The sequence below is a fragment of the Chryseobacterium sp. C3 genome (assembly GCF_014218905.1).
GTDB classification, from domain to species: domain Bacteria; phylum Bacteroidota; class Bacteroidia; order Flavobacteriales; family Weeksellaceae; genus Chryseobacterium; species Chryseobacterium mucoviscidosis.
On record NZ_JACLCU010000031.1, the window covers coordinates 1 to 514 of the forward strand.

Annotated in this window: 1 protein-coding gene; it reads left to right on the top strand. The window is 33.9% G+C overall.

The window, feature by feature from the left end; genetic code table 11:
• Positions 1 to 252, top strand: a 252-nt coding sequence (locus tag H6W53_RS21415) for a gliding motility-associated C-terminal domain-containing protein (RefSeq protein ID WP_185209633.1), incomplete at its 5' end; no start/stop codon positions are given.
• Between the last annotated feature and the right edge of the window lie 262 nt (positions 253 to 514).

Genomic DNA, 514 nt, shown 5'->3' on the forward strand with positions numbered 1-514 from the left:
GACAACAAAAATGACTTCATCGATTACAGCGAACTGGCATACAAGGAAAATTTAAGCTTCGTGATCTACGACCGATATGGAAATAAAATTTTTACAGGAGATAAATTCAACAATTACAAATGGGACGGTAAACATTTCGACAAGAAAATACTTACCGGAACCTATTGGTATCACATCAACTGGAACGAACCCAACAAGGAAAAAACACCAATCAAATATTCAGGTTGGATCCTTGTTAAAAATATTGACTAAGCAATACAAAAGCTGAATCTTAAAGCCACGATCAAAAATCGTGGCTTTTTTGTGACAATATATTATCACATTTAAAAACATAATTTGAATATGTTTAGAAAATTCCATTATTTTTGCATGAATCCTAATTCAACAATTTATGAATAAAATTCTACTGTCTTTTGTACTGATGCTTTTCGGCATGAGTACTCTTTTTGCACAGAGGGATACGGAGCACTGGATTGCACCTTACTATGCATCCACAACAGGATATACCAATGCG